17 protein-coding genes are annotated in these 16,678 nt (G+C 64.9%); 11 read left to right on the top strand and 6 right to left on the bottom strand.

Annotation, left to right across the window (positions count from 1 at the left end; genetic code table 11):
- Positions 1-27: 27 nt before the first annotated feature.
- Both gshA and KYG_RS16550 read right to left on the bottom strand, forming a co-directional pair.
- The gene (gshA, locus tag KYG_RS16545; RefSeq protein WP_008906081.1) at positions 28-1,554 is read right to left on the bottom strand and encodes a glutamate--cysteine ligase; all 1,527 of its coding nucleotides are present in this window, start codon (positions 1,552-1,554) and stop codon (positions 28-30) included.
- A 71-nt stretch (positions 1,555-1,625) separates the two neighbouring features.
- Complete coding sequence (locus tag KYG_RS16550) at positions 1,626-2,534, bottom strand: SDR family oxidoreductase (RefSeq protein ID WP_008906082.1); 909 nt, start codon at positions 2,532-2,534, stop codon at positions 1,626-1,628.
- Positions 2,535-2,862: 328 nt separating this feature from the next.
- Here KYG_RS16550 and KYG_RS16555 point away from each other — a divergent pair, with 328 nt between their 5' ends.
- The 11 genes from KYG_RS16555 (at position 2,863) to tolA (ending at position 10,993) form a co-directional block, all read left to right on the top strand.
- Positions 2,863-3,144: a DUF427 domain-containing protein gene (locus KYG_RS16555; RefSeq protein ID WP_008906083.1), complete on the top strand. Its 282-nt coding sequence runs from the start codon at positions 2,863-2,865 to the stop codon at positions 3,142-3,144.
- 555 nt (positions 3,145-3,699) lie between these two features.
- Positions 3,700-4,338 (top strand): DUF938 domain-containing protein, encoded by a 639-nt coding sequence (locus tag KYG_RS16560; protein WP_008906084.1) that lies wholly within the window; start codon positions 3,700-3,702, stop codon positions 4,336-4,338.
- 13 nt (positions 4,339-4,351) lie between these two features.
- Positions 4,352-4,648, top strand: a complete 297-nt coding sequence (locus KYG_RS16565) for a 2Fe-2S iron-sulfur cluster-binding protein (RefSeq protein WP_008906085.1) — start codon at positions 4,352-4,354, stop codon at positions 4,646-4,648.
- 384 nt (positions 4,649-5,032) lie between these two features.
- Entirely contained in the window at positions 5,033-6,154 is a 1,122-nt protein-coding gene (ribBA, locus tag KYG_RS16570) for a bifunctional 3,4-dihydroxy-2-butanone-4-phosphate synthase/GTP cyclohydrolase II (RefSeq protein ID WP_008906086.1), read from the top strand.
- Positions 6,155-6,173: 19 nt separating this feature from the next.
- The gene (gene ribH / locus KYG_RS16575) at positions 6,174-6,638 is read left to right on the top strand and encodes a 6,7-dimethyl-8-ribityllumazine synthase (RefSeq protein WP_008906087.1); all 465 of its coding nucleotides are present in this window, start codon (positions 6,174-6,176) and stop codon (positions 6,636-6,638) included.
- Positions 6,635-7,192 (top strand): transcription antitermination factor NusB, encoded by a 558-nt coding sequence (nusB, locus tag KYG_RS16580; protein WP_008906088.1) that lies wholly within the window; start codon positions 6,635-6,637, stop codon positions 7,190-7,192. The genes ribH and nusB overlap by 4 nt, the downstream gene beginning before the upstream one ends.
- A gap of 106 nt (positions 7,193-7,298) precedes the next feature.
- The gene (locus KYG_RS16585) at positions 7,299-8,483 is read left to right on the top strand and encodes a pyridoxal phosphate-dependent aminotransferase (RefSeq protein WP_008906089.1); all 1,185 of its coding nucleotides are present in this window, start codon (positions 7,299-7,301) and stop codon (positions 8,481-8,483) included.
- A 6-nt stretch (positions 8,484-8,489) separates the two neighbouring features.
- Positions 8,490-8,909: a tol-pal system-associated acyl-CoA thioesterase gene (gene ybgC / locus KYG_RS16590; protein WP_008906090.1), complete on the top strand. Its 420-nt coding sequence runs from the start codon at positions 8,490-8,492 to the stop codon at positions 8,907-8,909.
- Complete coding sequence (gene tolQ / locus KYG_RS16595; RefSeq protein WP_008906091.1) at positions 8,906-9,619, top strand: protein TolQ; 714 nt, start codon at positions 8,906-8,908, stop codon at positions 9,617-9,619. The genes ybgC and tolQ overlap by 4 nt, the downstream gene beginning before the upstream one ends.
- An 11-nt stretch (positions 9,620-9,630) precedes the next feature.
- The gene (locus KYG_RS16600; protein ID WP_008906092.1) at positions 9,631-10,059 is read left to right on the top strand and encodes an ExbD/TolR family protein; all 429 of its coding nucleotides are present in this window, start codon (positions 9,631-9,633) and stop codon (positions 10,057-10,059) included.
- A gap of 25 nt (positions 10,060-10,084) precedes the next feature.
- Positions 10,085-10,993 (top strand): cell envelope integrity protein TolA, encoded by a 909-nt coding sequence (gene tolA / locus KYG_RS16605; RefSeq protein WP_008906093.1) that lies wholly within the window; start codon positions 10,085-10,087, stop codon positions 10,991-10,993.
- Between the two features lie 34 nt (positions 10,994-11,027).
- Here tolA and KYG_RS16610 read toward each other — a convergent pair whose 3' ends face one another.
- The 4 genes from KYG_RS16610 to KYG_RS16625 form a co-directional block, all read right to left on the bottom strand.
- Positions 11,028-12,146: an acyltransferase gene (locus tag KYG_RS16610; RefSeq protein WP_034695013.1), complete on the bottom strand. Its 1,119-nt coding sequence runs from the start codon at positions 12,144-12,146 to the stop codon at positions 11,028-11,030.
- 148 nt (positions 12,147-12,294) lie between these two features.
- Entirely contained in the window at positions 12,295-13,428 is a 1,134-nt protein-coding gene (locus tag KYG_RS16615) for an ABC transporter substrate-binding protein (RefSeq protein ID WP_008906095.1), read from the bottom strand.
- Between the two features lie 312 nt (positions 13,429-13,740).
- On the bottom strand, positions 13,741-14,694 hold the full coding sequence (locus KYG_RS16620; RefSeq protein WP_008906096.1) for a nitronate monooxygenase family protein: 954 nt from the start codon (positions 14,692-14,694) through the stop codon (positions 13,741-13,743).
- A 131-nt stretch (positions 14,695-14,825) separates the two neighbouring features.
- The gene (locus KYG_RS16625) at positions 14,826-16,616 is read right to left on the bottom strand and encodes an acyl-CoA dehydrogenase (RefSeq protein ID WP_008906097.1); all 1,791 of its coding nucleotides are present in this window, start codon (positions 16,614-16,616) and stop codon (positions 14,826-14,828) included.
- Between the last annotated feature and the right edge of the window lie 62 nt (positions 16,617-16,678).

A 16,678-nucleotide genomic window follows, 5' to 3' on the forward strand; every position in this document is an offset into this window, starting at 1 on the left:
GGGGAAGCGGCGCAGCCGCTCAGGGGGTCACCCCAACTCTTTTACTGCCATGTACTGCTCGCGCCATTCCTCAAACGGCAGCGTGTCTGCCGCCTCGATGGCCTTTTGCGCAGCGATCGATTCATCGGCCATCGCCAGGTAGCGCGCCTGCTGCTCAGGCGTCCAGGGCAGGCCCAGCAGCGCATCGCGCGCAGCCATGGACTGCTGGCGGGCAAAGGCTTCAAAGCTGTGCTGGTGGCTGTGCACGATGCTGCCCAGCACGCGGGCCGACGGTGTGCGCTCGGGCGCAGCCATCAGGGCGCGGGCGTCGCGCAGCGCGGCGCTGTAGTCATCGGTGCCATGGGTGGCATCCAGCGCGGCGGCCAGCGGCTCGCAGGCGGCCAGCACCTCGGCACCCCATTCGGTCAGCAGCACGCTCTGGCCGTTGCGCGACAGGTGCAGGCCGGGCTCGCGGCCCCGCTCTGCGGTGAGGTGCTGGTTCTGCTTGAGTTCGGCAATCTCGGCCGGCGTGTCGGGCGGGCTGTCGGACAGCAGGCAGTGCAGCAGGAACACGTCGAGCAGGCGCATGGTGGGCGCGGTGATGCCCACGGGCACGAACGGGTCCAGGTCCATCAGGCGCACTTCCACGTATTCCACACCCCGCTCGCGCAGCGCGTGCAGCGGGCGTTCGCCGGTGCGCACGGTGCGCTTGGGGCGGATGGTGCCGTAGAACTCGTTTTCGATCTGCAGCAGGCTGGTGCCCAGCTGGTTGTAGTCGCCGCCGGGGTTGCGCACGCCCACGGTTTCGTAGGCGGGGTACGGCTTGGTCAGCGCCTCGTGCAGCGAGTTGGCGTAGCCGGCGAGGCCGTTGTAGCTCACGGCCAGCGTGGCCTGCGCGTCGCTCTGGTAGCCCAGGCGGCCCATGCGCAGCGAGGTGGCGTGCGGCAGGTACAGCGCGCTGCCACCTTCCATGCGCTGCAGGCGATGTTCGCGCCCTTCCACAAAACAGGGGCACAAGGCGGGCGATGCGCCGAACAGGTACAGCAGCACAAACGCGTGTCGGCGGAAATTGCGGATGAGCGAAAAGTATTGTTCGCTCGTTACGCCCGGCAGCGACCAGTTGTAGTGAATGCCCGAAATGGTCTGCATGCGGCGGCCATAGCGGTGGCCCAGGCCCATGCGGTACACGCTTTTGGCGCGGCCGATGTTGGAGCTGCCATAACGCGCCAGCGGTATCGTTTCGTCGGTGGGCAGGCCGCAGGGCATGCTGGAGGCCCAGAGCAGCTCGCCACCGTGGTCCTTCAGGGTGTGGTGCACGAACTGGTGCACCTCGGTCAACTCGTCCAGGCACTGCTGCACGCCCTTGTGGGCGCCGGTGATCAGCTCCAGCTGCGACTCGCTGTAATCGGTCGTGATCAGGGGGTGTGTAAGGGCTGAGCCCAGGGCCAGCGGGTGTGGCGTGAGGGCCAGGCCGCCGGTGGGCAGCACGCGCAGCCCTTCCTTTTCAATGCCGCGGCGAATCCCCCCCAGGGCGTCCGCCGGGCAGGCGGCCAGTCTCTCGTGCAATGTGCTCATGGTTTTTTACCGATCCAACTTCTGTCGGCCCGGAACTTAGCACGCCGAGCGCTGACCCGCCTGAACGGGCATCAAGCCCTTGCCGCCAAAGCGCGTCCAACTTCGTTGGTGCCCTGCGCTGCGCCGCTTTGTGGTACTTGCTCGCCTGCGCGCTCGGTCACCTCGGCCAGGCGGGCGGCCAGTTGCTCGGGCACATCAGCGCCAATGCCCAGATGGATGCCCTGCGTGAGGGTGATGTGAGCCGCTTCAAACGTGCCCGCGCCCGCACACAGGATGGTGCGCGTGGGCGCGCTCTCGTGCGCCAGCACCAGCATGGCGGGCACAACTGCCTCGGGCTTCAGGGCGTCCAGCACTTCCTGGGGCATCAGGCCCTCGGTCATGCGCGTGGCGGCCGTGGGGGCCAGGGCGTTGACGTGGATGTTGTACTTGGCGCCTTCGATGGCCAGGGTCTGCATCAGCCCCACCTGGGCCAGCTTGGCGGCGCCGTAATTGCTTTGGCCGAAGTTGCCGTACAAGCCGGTGGACGACGTGGTCATGACGATGCGGCCATATTGCTGGGCCACCATGTGTGGCCACACGGCCTTGCAGCAGTTGGCAGCGCCCATCAGGTGCACATCCACCACCAGGCGGAAATCATCCATGCTCATCTTGGCAAACGACTTGTCGCGCAGGATGCCCGCGTTGTTGACCAGGATGTCCACCCGGCCCCAGGCATCGATGGCCTGCTGCACCATGGCCTCGACGGCGGCAAAGTCGGTGACCGACGCGCCATTGGCCAGCGCCTCACCGCCTGCGGCACGGATCTCATCGACCACGGCCTGCGCAGCCGTCACCGTGCCGCCGCTGCCGTCCACTGCGCCGCCCAGATCGTTGACCAGCACCTTGGCGCCCCGCCTGGCCAGCGCCAGCGCATGCTGGCGGCCCAGGCCGCCACCGGCGCCTGTGACGATGGCCACACGGCCTTTGAAATCAATAACCATGGTGAAGGTTCTCCTGTTGTCTCAATGGGTCGATGAATGAATGACTGAACGAAGCGAAAAAACCTGGCACCTGCTCGAAGGCGTTGGCGCCGCGCGCTGCACTGTAAGCCACGCGCGGGGGGCAGCCGGTTGCGCAGGCGACTGAATCACACGCCCGAAGACCCCGCGTTGCCACGGGCACGTGCACAGCCGCGGCGCATTGGGAATAATCGGCCTCGCAAACCCGTTACCGGGGGCGCACCTGCGGCGGCACCGTATCACTCACAATTTCATAGCTATCAGCGCTTACCTATCAAGCGCTAGAGGCCATTTTTACCAAGGATTTCCCATGAAAGCAGTCTGGAACGGCGTCGTGGTTGCCGAGAGCGACGACACCGTGGTGGTCGAAGGCAATCACTACTTCCCCGAAAGCGCACTCAAGCGCGAACACTTCACCTTCAGCAACCACAAGACCACCTGCGCCTGGAAGGGCCAGGCCAGTTACCTGTCGCTGCTGGTCAACGGCGAAATGAACACCGATGCGGCCTGGTTCTACGCCGACCCCAAGCCCGAAGCCGAAGAAATCAAAGGCCGCGTGGCGTTCTGGAAGGGCGTGACAGTGACCCCCTGAATGTCTGCCAGCAGGTTATCCCTGCCAGCGCTGGACAATCATGTGGATAAGTTTTGACAAGCGCTGTATGACAGCGCCAAGTGCTTGATTTGTAAAGAAACACACCGTATTGCCTCATTTTTAGGCAATACAAGACGCCCTTGGGATGGGTTATCCCTGCCATCACTGGACAATGGTGTGGATAAGTTTGAACAAGCCTTGTATGAGCGTTTTAAGTGCTTGATTTAAAAGGACTATCCTTGATCCGCACAAAAAACAGGCAATTGCCAGACCCTTTCCAGCCCTACGTTGGTCACCCTTTGCAAGGCCAGAAAACACCCGGTTATCCCTGTCCACACTGGACAATCTTGTGGATAACTCTGAACAAGCCTTGTATGACAGACATAAGTCGTTGATTTGCAAGCCAACTTCTTGTCTCGCCCAAAAAACAGGCAGTGCCACCCGGGTAAAGCGTCTGCGGTACAGTGCACAGCGGCGCGCCATAAAACGCTCATAATTTCATAGCTGTCAGCGCTTTATGGATAAGCGCCAGAAGCCAAAAACCCCATATTCTCAGTGTCTCCCACACCCCTTCAGCACAGCCCCGCCGCCGAGCGCAACCAGACGCCTATCCTGGCGCAACTACTGGCCGTGCTGCCCCCAAGCGGCGCCGCGCTGGAGATCGCCAGCGGTACCGGCCAGCACGCGGCGCACTTTGCCGCCGCCCTGCCCGGCTGGACCTGGCAGCCCACCGACCTGCACGACACGCATTTCACCTCGATCACCGGCTGGGCAGCGCAGGCTGGTGCCCGCAACGTGCAGGCGCCACGGCGGCTGGACGTGCTGCGCGACCGCTGGCCCAGCGAGGGCCCCGCTTTCGGCGCCGCCGCGTTCGACCTGATCTACTGTGCCAACATGCTGCACATCGCCCCCTGGGCCTGCTGCACGGGGCTGATGCAGGGCGCCGCCCGCCACCTGGCGCCGGGCGGCCACTTGGTCACCTACGGCCCCTACCTGGAAGACGACGTGCCCACAGCCCCCGGCAACCTGGCCTTTGATGCCAGCCTGCGTGCACAAGACGCCGCCTGGGGCATCCGCCGCCTCGAAGACGTGGCCGCTGTGGCCGCCCAGGCCGGCTTGCACCTGGCCGCACGGCACGCCCTGCCCGCCAACAACCTGCTGCTGGTGTGGACCCACGCCACACGCAACGCTTGAACAAAACGCCCCCATGAGCACACCCGACACCGCCCCCTTCTTCACCGCCAGGATCGAGCCCGACGGCGCCCAGTGCGACGCCTGGCCCGAACAGCCCCTGCTGCTGTCGATGGAGCAGGGCGGCATCGACTGGCCCAGCTCCTGCCGCAACGGCACCTGCCGCACCTGCCTTGGCCAGCTGGTCGAGGGCACGGTGCGCTACGCCATCGAATGGCCGGGCCTGAGCGCCGAAGAACAGGCCGAAGGCTGCGTGCTGCCCTGTGTGGCCTACCCCGCGTCGGATGTGGTGCTGCAGGGCAGCGCCATCTGATCTGCGTCAGGCGCCGGACCTTTCAGAAGCCAAGCAGGCCCCGGTGCACTAAAATCCGGGGCTTCGGGGGCAAGGGAGCCTCTGCATGAATGACGCGGCGTGTGCGCTGCGGATCGGGATGGGTTGCAAGGCGCAAAGCACAGCAATAGCGGGGCTATTGCGAGCATTTGCAACGCAGCAGTCCGCCCGAGACCGCAGATGCACGCGGTGCGATGATTCATGTAGAGGCTCCCCAGCTCCTTTGACGTGCGGCAGCGCCGCATCGCATGTTCTTTGGGGCGGTTTCTTGGGGGCACACCATGGCCCCCGGCCACAGGAACCTGTGCTGCAGCACACCGCCAGCTGGCAAGTCGCCAGCGGCTCCACAGAAAGCCCCAGCCTTCCATGAACACCCCCCTTAACCCCGTGCCGATCTCGCCCGTCGAGGACATCGTGGCCGAGATGCGCGCCGGGCGCATCGTCATCCTGGTGGATGAAGAAGACCGCGAAAACGAAGGCGACCTCGTCCTGGCCGCCGACCACGTGACGCCCGAGGCCATCAACTTCATGGCCCGCTTCGGCCGGGGCCTGATCTGCCTGACGCTCACCCGCGAGCGTTGCGAGTTCCTCAAGCTGCCGCCCATGGCCGCACGCAACGGCACGGTGTACAGCACGGCTTTCACCGTCTCCATCGAGGCGGCAGAAGGCGTGACCACCGGCATCTCGGCGGCTGACCGCGCCCGCACCGTGCAGGTGGCGGTGGACCGCAACAGCCAGCCCAGCGACCTGGTGCAGCCCGGCCACATCTTCCCGCTGCAGGCGGTGGACGGCGGCGTGCTGATGCGCGCAGGGCACACCGAAGCCGGGTGTGATCTGGCCGCCATGGCAGGCTGCAGCCCCGCATCGGTGATCTGCGAGATCATGAAGGACGACGGCACCATGGCCCGCCTGCCCGATCTGCAGCTGTTTGCGGCCGAGCACGGCATCAAGATCGGCACCATCGCCGACCTTATCGAACACCGCAGCCGCAACGAGTCATTGGTAGAAAAAGTCGGCACCCGCACGCTGCAGACGGCGTATGGCGAGTTCACCGCCCACGCCTTCCGCGACAAGCCCAGCCAGGCCGTGCATCTGGCGCTGGTCAAGGGCCAGTGGAGCGCCGACGACGTGGTGCCCGTGCGTGTGCACGAGCCGCTGTCGGTGCTCGATGCGCTCGAAGTCAACCGCTCCATGCACTCGTGGGGCCTGGACACCAGCCTGCAATACCTGGCCAAACAAGGCAAGGGCGTGGCTGTGCTGCTCAACTGCGGCGAAAGCGCCACCCAGCTACTGGCCCAGTTTGAAGGCACTGCGCGCTCGGCCCAGGCACCCGAGCGCGGCCGCATGGACCTGCGCACCTATGGCGTGGGCGCGCAGATCCTGCGTGAATGCGGCGTGCAAAAGATGGCCCTGATGGGCCAGCCGCGCCGCATGCCCAGCATGGCGGGCTATGGCCTCGAAATCACCGGCTTCATCCCCAAAGAATAAAGACAGGAACAGGATCACTATGTTTGGCGCAGACAAAGGCACCGCAGACAAACTGGACGGCAAGAAGCTGCACATCGGCATCGTGCAGGCCCGTTTCAACGAGAGCATTACCAACACCCTGGCCACTGCCTGCCGCACCGAGCTGCTGGCCCTGGGCGTGCAGGAAAAGCACATCAAGCATGTGCTGGTGCCTGGCGCACTCGAAGTACCCGTGGCCCTGCAGGCCATGGCCGAGAGCGACGAATACGACGCGCTGATCGCGCTGGGCTGCATCATCCGTGGCGAGACCTACCACTTTGAACTGGTGGCCAATGAATCCGGCGCGGGCGTCACGCGCCTGTCGCTGGACTACCAGATACCGATTGCCAACGCCATCATCACCACCGAGAACATGGAACAAGCCGTCGCCCGCCAGACCGAAAAGGGCGTGGACGCGGCCCGCGTGGCGGTGGAAATGGCCAACCTGCTGGATGAGCTGTCATGAGCGAACACACCCCCACGCCGTCGTCGGCACGCCCACCCAAGCAAACCCGCACCGGTCTCACGAGCACGGGGGCGCGCAAGGCAGCCTCCAAGTCCAACCGCAGCCGCGCGCGCGAGTTTGCGCTGCAGGCGCTGTACCAGCACCTTGTGGGTGGCAACGACGCCACGGCCATCGACGCGTTCACGCGCGACCTGGCGGGTTTTCACAAGGCCGACTCGGCGCACTACGACGCCCTGCTGCATGGCTGCATTGAAAACGCTGCCGACCTGGACGCCCTGGTCACCCCGCTGCTGGACCGCAAGATGGCGGAAATCTCGCCCATCGAGCACGCCTGCATGTGGATCGGCGTGTACGAGTTCCAGCACTGCCTGGATGTGCCCTGGCGCGTGGTGCTCAACGAATGTATTGAGCTGGCCAAGGAGTTTGGCGGCACCGACGGCCACAAGTATGTGAACGCCGTGCTCAACGGCCTGGCCCCCAAGCTGCGCGCACAGGAGGTGGCCGCCGACAAGGCCTCTGGCGCCACACCGCCCGCGCCCGCCGACGAAGCCTGAGCGGGCCCCATCCGCCCGCCCTGCTGTGTAGCGCTTTCTGCGGCCACGCACAGGGCGCCCCCCTGATCTCCCCACCCCCCGATCCGCTCGGGCAGGACACCGTCCCATGAAGTTTTCCACGCGCGCCGAGCGCATCGAACCGTTCTACGTGATGGAAGTGGCCAAGGCTGCGCAGGCTCTGGCCCGCGAGGTGGCGGGCACGCGCGAGCCGATGATTTTTCTGAACATCGGCGAGCCCGACTTCACCGCGCCCCCGCTGGTGCAGGAAGCTGCACTGCGCGCCGTGCACAGCGGCACCACGCAGTACACCAACGCCCTGGGCCTGGAGCCCCTGCGCGAACGCATCAGCGGCTGGTACCAGAGCCGCTTTGGCGTGAACGTGCCAGCACGCCGCATCGTGGTCACGGCGGGGGCATCGGCCGCACTGCAGCTGGCGTGTTTGGCGCTCATCGAGTCGGGCGACGAAATTTTGATGCCCGACCCCAGCTACCCCTGCAACCGCCACTTTGTGAGCGCCGCCGAGGGCAAGGCCGTGCTGCTGCCCACCACGGCGGCAGAGCGCTACCAGCTGAGCGCCGACAAGGTGCGTGCCGCATGGAATGAAAAAACGCGCGGCGTGCTGCTGGCCTCGCCGTCCAACCCCACCGGCACCTCGATTGCGCCCGACGAGCTGCGGCGCATCCATGACGTGGTGCGCGCGCACGACGGCATCACGATGATCGACGAGATCTACCTGGGGCTTTCGTACGAGGAAGAGTTTGGCCACACGGCCCTTGCCATCGACGACAACATCATCAGCATCAACAGCTTCAGCAAGTACTTCAACATGACCGGCTGGCGCCTGGGCTGGATGGTGGTGCCCGACGCCATGGTGCCGGTGGTCGAGCGCCTGGCGCAGAACCTGTTCATCTGCGCCAGCACGGTGTCGCAACATGCGGCGCTGGCCTGCTTCGAGCCCGAGAGCATTGCCGAGTACGAACGCCGCCGCGCCGAGTTCAAGGCGCGGCGCGACTTCTTCATCCCCGCGCTGCAGTCGCTGGGCCTGAATGTGCCCGTGATGCCCGATGGCGCTTTTTATGCCTGGGCCGATTGCACGCAGGCCGCGCAGCAGCTCGGCGTGACCGGCAGCTGGGAGTGTGCGTTCGAGCTGATGCGCCGCGCGCACATTGCCGTCACACCGGGACGCGACTTTGGCACGGCCGAACCCGAACGTTTCGTGCGCTTTTCCACGGCCAATTCCATGGCGCAGCTGCAGGAGTCGGTGGCGCGCCTGCGCAGTGTGCTGGGGTAAAGCGCCATGGCGTTCGAGTTTCCCATCCGTGTGTACTGGGAGGACACCGATGCCGGCGGCATCGTGTTCTACGCCAACTACCTCAAGTTTTTTGAGCGCGCGCGCACCGAATGGCTGCGCTCGCTGGGCGTGGGCCAGCAGCAATTGCGGGAACAAACCGGGGGCATGTTTGTCGTAACGGATGCCCAGCTGCGCTACCACCGGCCGGCACGGCTGGACGACGAACTCATTGTTACCGCCGCCTTGCAGGCTGCAGGCCGCGCATCGTTGACAATAGTGCAGAGTGCGCTCCTGAAACCAGAGCAGATGACCGAACAGACCCCGTTGTTGCTGAGCGAAGGCACCATCCGCATCGGATGGGTGGATGCCGCCACCCTGCGCCCCGCACGAATCCCGAACTCCCTTCTGGAACAACTCACACCATGAACTCCCAAGACATGTCCATCATCAACCTGGTGCTGCACGCCAGCTGGGTGGTGCAACTCGTCATGCTGTTGCTGCTGATCGTCTCGGTGGCCAGCTGGGCCGCCATCTTCCGCAAGCTGTTTGCCTTGAAGCGCGTGAAGACACTGAACGAAGACTTCGAGCGCGAATTCTGGTCGGGCACCAGCCTGAATGACCTGTACGCCGCCGCCGCGCAAAACGCCAAGCAGGCCGGGCCCATGGAACGCATTTTTGCCAGTGGCATGCGCGAATACCAGAAGCTGCGCGAGCGCCGCATAGCGGACACCGGTACGTTGCTCGACGGCGCACGCCGCGCCATGCGCGCCAGCTTCCAGCGCGAAATGGACGTGGTGGAGTCGAGCCTTTCATTCCTGGCATCGGTGGGCTCGGTGTCGCCGTACGTGGGCCTGTTCGGCACGGTGTGGGGCATCATGCATGCGTTCACCGGCTTTGCTGGCATGGAGCAGGTCACGCTCGCCACCGTGGCACCCGGTATTGCCGAGGCGCTGGTCGCCACGGCCCTGGGCCTGTTTGCCGCCATCCCGGCCGTGATCGCCTACAACCGCTTCGCGCGCGACATTGACCGCGTGGCCACGCACCAGGAGACCTTCATTGAAGAGTTCTCCAACATTCTCCAGCGCAACCTGGGCGCCCAGCCCGCCCCCGCAGGCCATACGGCCTCGGGCCACTGAGGGATACGCCCATGCCCGCCATGGCATCCCGCGGCCGCGGCCGCCGCACCATCAACGAGATCAACATGGTGCCCTTCATCGACGTGATGCTGGTGCTGCTCATCATCTTCATGGTGACTGCGCCCATGCTGACGCCCGGTGTGGTTGATGTGCCCAGCGTGGGCAAAGGCAAGAACATGCCCAAGGTCGTGGCACAGGTCATCGTCAACAAGGATGGCTCGCTGCAATTCAAGACGCCCGAAGCCACACGCAGCCTGAACCAGCGCGAGATTGGCGAGGCCGCGAGCCGCTGGCAGAAAGCCCAGGGCGCTGACAGCGCGAGCGCAGTCGTGATCAGTGCCGACAAGGGCGTGCAATACGAAACCGTGGTGAAGGCCATGGACGCTTTGCAAAAGGCGGGCGTGCAGCGCGTCGGCTTGTCCGTCAAACAGGGTGGCTGAGCCGGTCACGCGAATCCGCTGTTCCATGCACGCCCACAACGACCTCGACCAGTTTGCCCCACCCAGGCCCCCGGCACGCCTGCGCGCCGTGTCGCTTGCGGTGCTGGTGCATGTGGTGCTGATCGGTGCGCTCACCTGGGGCGTGAACTGGAAGAACAGCGCCGATCAACCCGCCGTAGAAGCCGAACTCTGGGCCGCGGTGCCCCAGCAGGCGGCCCCACGTGCCGCAGAACCCCCACCCCCACCTCCCACCCCCGAGGTAAGGCAGCCAGCCCCCGCCCCTGCACCGACCCCACGTGCCGTTGAGCCCCCCGACACCCGGGAGGCCGACATCGCCATCGAGCGCGAAAAGAAGCGCCTGGAGCAGGAAAAGAAAGCGCGCGAGCAGCAACTGGAGCGCGAGAAACGCGAACGCGAGCGCAAGGAAGCCGAGCGCCGCGAGCGCCTGGAGCAAGAGAAAAAAGAGCAGCGCGAGAAACAGCTGGCCGAGCAGAAGAAGGCCGAACAGGAAAAGCAGAAACGGCTGGCAGAGGAAAAGCGCAAGGAAGAGCAGCAGGCCCGGCAACTGGCCGAGCAGCGCGAAGCAAATCTGCGCCGCATTCAAGGCCTGGCAGGCGCGACCGGCAGCGAGACCGCAACGGGCACCGCCCAACGCAGTGCAGGCCCTTCGGGCGGCTATGGCGGCAGGGTGGCTGCCAAGGTCCGGCCCAACATCGTGTACCCCGACCTCATTTCCGGCAATCCGCGTGCGGAAGTGGAAGTGCGGCTGTCACCTGATGGCACCATCGTGGGCAAGCGGCTGGTGCAGTCCAGCGGAAACAAGGCCTGGGATGACGCAGTGCTGCGCGCCCTCGATAAAACCGAAACCCTGCCGCGCGATGTGGATGGGCGAGTGCCCGCCTCGCTGACCATCGGATTCCGGCCGCAGGACTGAGATCCGTCAGCTCCACAGGCCGATATGGCTGGGCTCATGCCCAGTTGTTCAGCCCCGCGACCAACATGCCCGTGCCCACCAAACCCACTTGCCACCTGAGGGCTGTGGACCACGATGGCACATGCTGCTCTACCCGCACATACAGCTGTCGCCCGGCGGCCAGCGACAGGACAAACGCCAGCACCATGCCCAGCATGTTGGGCACCGGCGCCTCGGGCCACAGCCGGCCCACCACGGTGTTGACCACCAGACACACTGCAAAGTGCACCAGAAAGATCGAGTACGACATCTGGCCCAGGCGCACCAGCGGCGCAAGGCCACACCAGGCGCGCAAAGGTCCGGTTCGCAAGGCGCCCACCAGGCACAGTGCGGTGACCAGTGCCACCACGATGCGCCCCCGGAAATCCAGCACCAAGGCGATCCCGCCCAGCGCCACGATGAGGCCCACCCACACGAGCGGGCGAGGGGACTGCACGGCCCAATACGCCAGCATGCCCAGGCCGTAGGCACCCAGAAAGTAGATGGCCCACATGTCCAGCTCGGCCATGCGGTTGAACACCCACAGCGATGCAGCCACGCCCACCACCACGCCAGCCTGGACCAGGCGGGCGCCGTGGCGCCTGGCCCACGCGCCCGGCAAGGCGCGCACGCCCGTCAACAAAAGCACGCTGCACACAAACAGCTGGAAATCAATGGCGACGTACCAGACACCCGCTGACAGGGCGTCTTCGCCCACGATGTCCTGCAGCAGCAGCGCATGGGCCAGAAGCTGGGCCAGCGTGGGCTCGTCGGGAACGGACGGATGGTCCGTAACCCCGCGCACCGCTGCAGCAGCTACCACCGCCAGCAGCACCGCCACCGCATAGGGCACCACCAGCCGCACAAACCGCTTGGCCACCGCATGTCCTGCATGGTCGAAACGCGCCACCCCGTGGGGCGCAAGGCTTGCAGCCGCCAGATACCCGCCCAGTACCAGAAACACCTGTACCGCCATGCGACCGTAGTCATACAGCCATGCCATCAGCGCAGGCGCCAAAGGCTGGGCAATGTCCGACATGGGCCCGTAGAACGCCAGGTGGTGCCAGATGATCGTGATGCAGGCGAGCCCCTTGACCATGTCGATCAGGGGCGTGCGGGAGCTGGGGGAGGACATGCGAAGGTAGCCGAAAACCGGCCCCATCTTCCCGCGCCGTCCGCGTGAGGCCCAGGCGCTATTGTCGCCGGTCAGGATGGGCGGCTTGCCACCCTGCTGTCTGCACCGCCGCGCCGGGCCTCACCGCACAACCCTCCGTGGAGATGATTCAGTAGCGCAGACTGCCCTCTGCATCCACGATGGCCAGTTCCACATACGTCGAGCCATTGCGGCTCTTGGGGGAGTACTTCACGTTGAAACGGCCGAACGAGATTTCGCCCGCATCTTCCATGGCCTTGATGAAGCTCTCGGTGGTCAGGTTGCGTCCCGTGCGGCGCAGTCCCTCGACCAGCAGCCGCGCATGCACAAACCCGTCAAACTGCGCTGCCGACGGCTGGGCGCCAGGTGATTTGGCGCGCAGCAGGTTGAGGTAGTCGGCCACCACCGGGATGGTGGTGTTGCGCAGCGACGGCATGATCTGCGCCAGGATGATGCCGCGCGCTTTTTCCTTGAGCTCGCGGTTGATCACGTCCAGGCTCATGACCGAGAAACCATAGTAGGCGGGCCGCGCACTGGTGGTCTGCACCTCCAAGATGTAGTTGGTGAAGGAGGCGCCCCCCGTCGCCACGATCACGGCCTGCGGCTGTGCTTTGTCCGTGGCCGCCGCCGCTGCAGCGAAGTCCGGCTTCTGCGGATCGACTTTGAACTCCGCCATGAAGGGCAGCTGCAGTGCCTCCGATGCCTTGCGCAGCTCTGCCACGAGGGCCTTGCCCAGGCCATCGTCCAGATAAAGAACCGCCACGCGGGTGATGCCCTGGCGCTGCAGCTGTGAGACGATCTTCTGCGCTTCGCTCGCGTAGCCCGCGCGCACGTGAAACACCAGGGGGTTGAAGGTTTCGCGCAGCGCAGAGGCGCCGGTGACGGGCCCGAACAGCAAGGTGCGGTGCTCATTGACCAGGGGCAGGATGGCAGCGGTCTGCGCCGTGCCCGTGCTGTGGTAGATCATGAATACCTTGTCCGCTTCGAGCAGCTGGCGCGTGTTGGCCACGGCCTTCTGGGCGTCGAAGCCGTCGTCCAGCGTGGTGTAGCGGATCTGGCGGCCGTGCACTCCACCCTTGGCATTGACGGACTCGAACAGCAGCCGCGAGCCTTCGGTGTACTGCACCGTCTGCGGCCCCAAAGGCCCTGAAAGCACGACCGACGCGCCCAGGTGGATTTCGGTGTCGGTCACCCCTTCGTTGCGGGCATGGCCCGCTCCGGCCATGCCCAGCGCCAACACCAGCATCATCATGAAATTGCGCAAAACTTCTCCCTCCTTGTTGGACACACGGGGGTGCAACCGCGCAAGTCATCCGGCGGAACGCACCCTGTATAACGTCAGCAGCCATGCCGCGGCGCTGCACGGCCATCGGCATTTAGTTACTTAATATCACCATTTTCCCCGCAACCTCCAAAGTATTGATGGGGGTTTGCCCTTGTGCGTGCCGCCCAAAAGCACATCGCCCGCCCTGCGCGGATGCACAGGGCGGGCGAAATGAAAACAGCGGTGTCTACGGGCGTTGCAAGTTGCAGGGCAGACCCATCACAACCCCCAGCCGATTCGAGCGTTAGAGCATTACAACTTCAGGCGCGCGCGGGCGGCCTCGTACTCGCTGCGCAGGCGGGCCACCAGCTCGGCCGTGCTGGTCACGGCGTTGATGGCGCCAATGCCCTGGCCGCAGCCCCAGATGTCTTTCCAGGCCTTCTTGGCGTCGCCGCCAAAGTTCATCTTGCTGGGGTCGGACTCGGGCAGGTTGTCGGGGTCCATGCCCGCAGCGCGGATCGACGGGGCCAGGTAGTTGCCGTGCACACCGGTGAACAGGTTGCTGTAGACGATGTCGTCGGAGCTGCCGTCCACGATGGCCTGCTTGTAGGCATCGCTGGCGCGGGCTTCGTGCGTGGCGATGAAGGCCGAGCCGATGTAGCCAAAGTCCGCGCCCATGGCCTGCGCTGCCAGCACGGCATCGCCGCTGGCGATGGAACCACTGAGCGCTACGGGGCCGTCGAACCACTGGCGGATTTCCTGGATCAGGGCGAAGGGGCTTTTCACGCCCGCATGGCCGCCCGCACCCGCGGCCACGGCGATCAGGCCGTCAGCGCCCTTCTCGATCGCCTTGTGCGCAAACTTGTTGTTGATGATGTCGTGCAGCACCACGCCGCCCCAGGCATGCACGGCCTGGTTGACATCCTCGCGCGCGCCCAGGCTGGTAATGATGATCGGCACCTTGTACTTGGCGCACACCTGCATGTCGTGCTCCAGCCGGTCGTTGCTCTTGTGCACGATCTGGTTGATGGCAAAAGGCGCGGCGGGCTTGTCGGGGTTGGCCTTGTTGTAGGCAGCCAGGGTTTCGGTGATCTCGGCCAGCCATTCGTCGAGCAGTTCGGCGGGGCGGGCATTGAGCGCAGGCATGGAGCCCACTACGCCGGCCTTGCACTGCTCGATCACGAGCTTGGGGTTGCTGATGATGAACAGCGGCGAGCCGATGACGGGCAGCGAGAGGTTTTGCAGTGCGGCGGGCAGTTTGGACATGGCAACAACTTCCAGGACAGAAATTTATATGAAACAAGCCTCTAGCGCTTATCCATCAAGCGCCAAAAGCTATCATTTTTATATCAACAAGCCCCATGAACGGGGCCGTCTCCTCACAACACGATCGAACTTCAGAACGCTTCCAGCGCGAGTTCGGTCACGCTGGCCGCGCCTTCCACGATGCTGTCGCGCAGGCCCGGGGCCTTCACCAGGATGTGATCAGCGTAGAACTGGGCCGTAGTGATTTTTGCGCGCATGAAGGCTGCGTCCTGTCCCTTTTGCAACAGCTCTTGCGCCACCAGCAGGCTGCGCGCCAGCTGCCAGCCCGCCACCACACTGCCCGCCAGCATCAGGTAGGGCACGCTGCCCGCGAACACGGCGTTGGGCTGGGCCTTGGTGCCGCCGGCCACGAAGTCAATCACATCGAGCAGCGCCTTGCGCGCAGCCGTGAGGCGCTTGGCCACGGCCAGTGCAGCGGGTGTGCCGCTGGCCAGCAGGTCGGCCTCGGTCTTCTCGATCTGCGCAGCGATGCCCTTGGCCGTCTGGCCGCCGTCACGCGCCGTCTTGCGGCCCACGAGGTCGTTGGCCTGGATGGCGGTGGTGCCTTCGTAGATGGTCAGGATCTTGGCGTCGCGGTAGTACTGCGCCGCGCCGGTTTCTTCAATGAACCCCATGCCACCGTGCACCTGTACGCCCAGGCTGGTCACTTCCAGGCTGGTCTCGGTGCTGTAGCCCTTGACCAGCGGCACCATGAATTCATAGAACGCCTGGTTCTGCTTGCGCGTTTCCGCATCGGGGTGGTGGTGGGCAGCATCGAACGCTGCTGCGGCCACCGTGGCCATGGCGCGGCAACCCTCGACGGTAGCGCGCATCGTCATGAGCATGCGCTTCACATCGGGGTGGTGGATGATGGCGGCGCTGGCGTTGATGCTGCCATCCACCGGGCGGCTCTGCACGCGGTCTTTGGCGTACTGCACGGCCTTCTGGTAGGCGCGCTCGGAGATCGCAATGCCCTGCATGCCCACGGCATAGCGGGCGGCGTTCATCATGATGAACATGTATTCAAGGCCGCGGTTTTCCTGGCCCACCAGGTAACCCACAGCGCCGCCGTGGTCGCCAAACTGCAGCACGGCGGTGGGCGATGCCTTGATGCCCAGCTTGTGCTCGATGCTCACGCAATGCGCGTCGTTCCGCGCGCCCAGCGTGCCGTCCTTGTTGACCATGAACTTGGGCACCACGAACAGGCTGATGCCCTTGACGCCCTCGGGCGCGCCCTGCACACGGGCCAGCACCAGGTGGATGATGTTCTCAGCCATGTCGTGCTCACCGTAGGTGATGAAGATCTTGGTGCCGAAGATCTTGTAGGTGCCGTCGGGCTGGGGTTCGGCGCGCGTGCGCACCAGGGCCAGGTCCGAGCCTGCCTGGGGTTCGGTCAGGTTCATGGTGCCGGTCCATTGGCCGGTCACCAGCTTTTCGAGGTACGTGGCCTTGAGTTCATCGCTGCCTGCGGTGAGCAGCGCCTCGATGGCGCCGTCGGTCAGCAGCGGGCACAGCGCAAAGCTCATGTTGGCGCTGTTGGTCATCTCGATGCAGGCGGCGCCAATCGTCTTGGGCAGGCCCTGGCCGCCAAAGTCGGCGGGGTGCTGCAGGCCCTGCCAGCCACCGTCAGCGTACTGGCGGAAGGCCTCCTTGAAGCCAGGGGTGGTGGTGACCACGCCGTCCTTCCAGCTCGACGGGTTCTTGTCGCCTTCCCAGTTGAGCGGCGACAGCACCCCTTCATTGAACTTGGCGCACTCTTCCAGCACGGCAGCCGCCGTGTCCAGGCCGGCGTCTTCAAAGCCGGGGATCTGGGCGATCTGTTCAATGTTGGCCAGGTGCTCGATGGCGAACAACATGTCCTTGACGGGGGCGGTGTAGCTCATGGGTGTCTCCGGGAAAGCGAAATTTCGTCAAAAAAAAGGCATCGCAAGCGATGCCTTTGTGT

This window comes from Acidovorax sp. NO-1, from assembly GCF_000238595.1.
GTDB lineage: Bacteria > Pseudomonadota > Gammaproteobacteria > Burkholderiales > Burkholderiaceae_C > Acidovorax.